This window comes from Absicoccus sp. (assembly GCF_034090965.1).
GTDB lineage: Bacteria > Bacillota_I > Bacilli_A > Erysipelotrichales > Erysipelotrichaceae > Absicoccus > Absicoccus intestinalis.
Map to the genome: position 1 here is coordinate 1 of NZ_JAXDRQ010000069.1, position 3,432 is coordinate 3,432.

Consider the following 3,432-nt stretch of genomic DNA (forward strand, 5'->3'; position numbering starts at 1 on the left):
TAAACAGGATCGTGCTTTCTTTGCAGAAAAGTTAAAAACGTTGAATATGGGATTGGAAGATCGAATGAAGACGCCGATTGGTTTATTATCAGGTGGTCAACGACAGGCTGTAGCTTTGATGATGGCGGTTTTAAATCCACCGGAAGTCTTGTTGCTGGATGAACATACTGCGGCATTGGATCCCAATAGTGCTAAGAAAATTTTGGAGATAACGAATGCTTTGATCAAGGAAGAGCATATTACGGCTTTGATGATCACGCACAATATGAAAGATGCATTGGAAAATGGCAATCGTTTATTGGTTTTTCATGATGGCAGGATTCGTAAGGATTTTAATGCCAAGGAAAAAGCGGCATTGAAGCCAGCGGATTTATTGGCATATTATGAGGTTTGACAAAAAGGGACTTTTATCATAGACTGAGAACAGAGGTTAGGGCAATGTCACATATTTTAAAAGAATTGAAACATGCAAATCTTCCAAAGCGAATTGATACAACGATTGAGTATAAATGCAAGAGTGATGAAGATAAAGAAGCTGTTTATTCAATGGTCCATGATATGTTGGAAAATCACTTAGAGGAATTTGCGAAAGTTACATATGATCTTGAACCAGATAATGTAGTAAAAGTAGAAGTTATCGAAAATCGATAGCTTCTATTTTTTTTGTTCATCTTCTTCTTTTAAACGGTCTAAGATGGTCATGATGCCATAAGCAATGGTATATTGCGGATTGGGACTGATAAAAAAGGGAATATGAAGTTGTTGACGTAAAATGGTATCGATTTGAGGAATTTCCATGAGACCACCGCAACAGACAATGCCTCGTTTTGCCAGGTCACCTTGTTGTTGATTGGATAAAGTGGTCAAGAAGGTATAGATCCATTGGCTCCAAGTGTACACGATGCGTGATAAAATTTGACCAATTTGATCTTGAGAAATGGAAATGCTGCGATTTTGTTGGGTTCGTATGTCGGTGCCGTGGATCAGGATGGGTTCACGACTTTGACCAAATTGGAACAATATCTGTTCGATAAAGGGTTGACTGACTTGAAGATTGTATTTTTTTTGGATCCATCGATGGAAAGTTTGTAGAATTTGGGCACCACCATATGGTGAATGACTTTCTTTTTGAATGATGCCATTTGAAAAACAGGCAATATCACAAGAGGCATGTCCCATATATAACATACATGCGGAGATGGATGTGTTAATTTGCAGTTTGGCGCCAATGGCTGCACACCAAAGTTCTTTATCATAGATAACTTGTGTCGCACCTTGTTCGAGAATATGATGACGTATTTTTTCACATTGTTTTTTATCAAAGGTAGAAGGAGTGGTAAAGAAGACAGTTGTTTTGTGAAACAAACGAAAACTATCATAGCGATTAAAGATTTCATCCAAATAGCTATAAAGTTCAGATAGACGGCGATAGTTACGGACATGTCGTGTACCGCGCAGTTGACTAGCTTCGGTGCCAATCGCAATTGTTTTTTTATTGGTATCAAAAGCCAATAGGGACGCTTGATCAAATAAAATAGTATTTTCTTTGATGTAACGTATGGTGTGGGTACCAATATCTAAGCCAATGTATTCCATACATCTATTTTACTATTGAAAAAAGAATGCTACAATACATTTACAAATGAAAGAATTACTGAGACATACACAAGGAACGTATATGATATTTGTATTGGATGCATTGGATAAGCCGAAAAGTGTGCGTGCATTGCGTCTTTGTATGGAATGGCAGCCTTTGTTGGAAGAAATGGGGGTGCCCGCTTATATTGTTTCACCATCCGATACGGTATTGTATTCCATTCCTTATTTTCAAATGCATTCGGATGTGGACCTGAGTCTGTGTCGTCGTTTTGGTGCCATTCGTATCAAAAGTATTTATGGAAAACCAAGAGAATGCATTCAAGGTACGATCGTGGTTATGCAAGATCAAAATGTGGTACACATCAATCATCGGGTAAATGAAAAGGCAATGCGTTCGGCTTGTACTTGTGCTTTGAAAAAACGATATCAAGAATTATTAAAAAAAGTACAGAAAATGATTTGACAAAGAGTACGTCTCTTGGTAATATATAAAAGCGCCAAGCAATGACGGAGGTTTAGCTCAGTTGGGAGAGCATCTGCCTTACAAGCAGAGGGTCAGCGGTTCGAGCCCGTTAACCTCCACCATTTAAATAGTTTTGGAGGGGTAGCGAAGTGGCTAAACGCGGCTGACTGTAACTCAGTTCCTTCGGGTTCGACAGTTCGAATCTGTCCTCCTCCACCATTTATTGGGGTATAGCCAAGCGGTAAGGCACAGGACTTTGACTCCTGCACTCGTTGGTTCGAATCCAGCTACCCCAGCCACTTTTTTATGCAGGTGTAGTTCAATGGTAGAACTTCAGCCTTCCAAGCTGACTACGTGAGTTCGATTCTCATCACCTGCTCCATTTGGAGGTTTAGCTCAGTTGGGAGAGCATCTGCCTTACAAGCAGAGGGTCAGCGGTTCGAGCCCGTTAACCTCCACCATTTGATATTTGCCGACTTAGCTCAATTGGTAGAGCAACTGACTTGTAATCAGTAGGTTGAGGGTTCAATTCCTTTAGTCGGCACCATCGTGACCCGTTAGCTCAGCTGGTAGAGCATTTGACTTTTAATCAAAGGGTCAGGCGTTCGAATCGCCTACGGGTCACCATTTTTTTATGCAGGTGTAGTTCAATGGTAGAACTTCAGCCTTCCAAGCTGACTACGTGAGTTCGATTCTCATCACCTGCTCCATTTTTTTTGCCGACTTAGCTCAATTGGTAGAGCAACTGACTTGTAATCAGTAGGTTGAGGGTTCAATTCCTTTAGTCGGCACCACTTTTTTTTTGACCTGTTAGCTCAGCTGGTAGAGCATTTGACTTTTAATCAAAGGGTCAGGCGTTCGAATCGCCTACAGGTCACCAAGGGTTTGAAACAGGCTTGGCCTGTTTTTTTTTACTTGGCAAGGTGTTTAAAGTTTAGTATAATGGTAATTGGCTTTTTATGCCTATCATTTCATCAGAAAAGGAGGAGTCAAGGTTCATGGCTAAACAAGATGTGATCGAATTAGATGGTATCGTTGTAGATACTTTACCAAGTGCGGCTTTTAAAGTGAAATTGGAAAACGGACACGAAATCATGGCTCACGTTTCTGGTAAAATCCGTATGCACCACATTCGCATTTTACCAGGTGATCGTGTAACCGTAGAAATTTCACCCTATGATTTAACACGTGGGCGTATTACATTTAGAAGAAAGTAGGAGGTTATTTATATGAAAGTAAGACCATCCGTAAAACCAATGTGCGATAAATGTCGAGTCATTCGACGTAAGGGAAGAGTCATGGTAATCTGTGAGAACCCTAAGCACAAACAGAGACAAGGAAACTAACAGGAGGAAGAAATGGCACGTATT

The 3,432-nt window shown here is 40.3% G+C and carries 6 protein-coding genes and 10 tRNA genes; 15 read left to right on the plus strand and 1 reads right to left on the minus strand.

The features are described 5' to 3' along the window. Window positions 1–394 (plus strand): ATP-binding cassette domain-containing protein (locus SOS22_RS10640; protein WP_320597148.1); only part of this gene is annotated, 394 nt, incomplete at its 5' end. A 44-nt stretch (window positions 395–438) separates the two neighbouring features. Continuing rightward, the gene (locus SOS22_RS10645) at window positions 439–651 is read left to right on the plus strand and encodes a hypothetical protein (RefSeq protein ID WP_277633755.1); all 213 of its coding nucleotides are present in this window, start codon (window positions 439–441) and stop codon (window positions 649–651) included. A 3-nt stretch (window positions 652–654) separates the two neighbouring features. On the opposite strand, the gene SOS22_RS10650 is transcribed toward SOS22_RS10645, so the two are convergent. Further along, on the minus strand, window positions 655–1,596 hold the full coding sequence (locus tag SOS22_RS10650; protein ID WP_320597149.1) for a rod shape-determining protein: 942 nt from the start codon (window positions 1,594–1,596) through the stop codon (window positions 655–657). Window positions 1,597–1,642: 46 nt separating this feature from the next. Between SOS22_RS10650 and SOS22_RS10655 the strand changes: the two genes are divergently transcribed. The 13 genes from SOS22_RS10655 to rpmJ all read left to right on the plus strand — a co-directional run bounded on the left by SOS22_RS10655 (window position 1,643) and on the right by rpmJ (window position 3,408). Beyond that, entirely contained in the window at window positions 1,643–2,062 is a 420-nt protein-coding gene (locus SOS22_RS10655) for a hypothetical protein (protein ID WP_320597150.1), read from the plus strand. A gap of 46 nt (window positions 2,063–2,108) precedes the next feature. After that, a tRNA-Val gene (locus SOS22_RS10660) sits at window positions 2,109–2,184 on the plus strand. A 13-nt stretch (window positions 2,185–2,197) separates the two neighbouring features. Continuing rightward, window positions 2,198–2,281: transfer RNA gene (locus tag SOS22_RS10665), tRNA-Tyr, on the plus strand. A gap of 5 nt (window positions 2,282–2,286) precedes the next feature. Beyond that, a tRNA-Gln gene (locus tag SOS22_RS10670) sits at window positions 2,287–2,361 on the plus strand. A 9-nt stretch (window positions 2,362–2,370) separates the two neighbouring features. Then, a tRNA-Gly gene (locus SOS22_RS10675) sits at window positions 2,371–2,444 on the plus strand. A gap of 3 nt (window positions 2,445–2,447) precedes the next feature. Beyond that, window positions 2,448–2,523: transfer RNA gene (locus SOS22_RS10680), tRNA-Val, on the plus strand. Window positions 2,524–2,533: 10 nt separating this feature from the next. Further along, window positions 2,534–2,609 (plus strand) — tRNA-Thr (locus tag SOS22_RS10685). A 4-nt stretch (window positions 2,610–2,613) separates the two neighbouring features. Beyond that, window positions 2,614–2,689 (plus strand) — tRNA-Lys (locus SOS22_RS10690). Window positions 2,690–2,698: 9 nt separating this feature from the next. Next, window positions 2,699–2,772, plus strand: a tRNA-Gly gene (locus tag SOS22_RS10695). An 8-nt stretch (window positions 2,773–2,780) separates the two neighbouring features. Continuing rightward, window positions 2,781–2,856 (plus strand) — tRNA-Thr (locus SOS22_RS10700). A gap of 10 nt (window positions 2,857–2,866) precedes the next feature. Then, window positions 2,867–2,942 (plus strand) — tRNA-Lys (locus tag SOS22_RS10705). Between the two features lie 118 nt (window positions 2,943–3,060). Next, window positions 3,061–3,279, plus strand: a complete 219-nt coding sequence (gene infA, locus SOS22_RS10710) for a translation initiation factor IF-1 (RefSeq protein ID WP_128519438.1) — start codon at window positions 3,061–3,063, stop codon at window positions 3,277–3,279. Between the two features lie 12 nt (window positions 3,280–3,291). Further along, complete coding sequence (rpmJ, locus tag SOS22_RS10715; RefSeq protein ID WP_081637596.1) at window positions 3,292–3,408, plus strand: 50S ribosomal protein L36; 117 nt, start codon at window positions 3,292–3,294, stop codon at window positions 3,406–3,408. Window positions 3,409–3,432 lie beyond the last annotated feature (24 nt).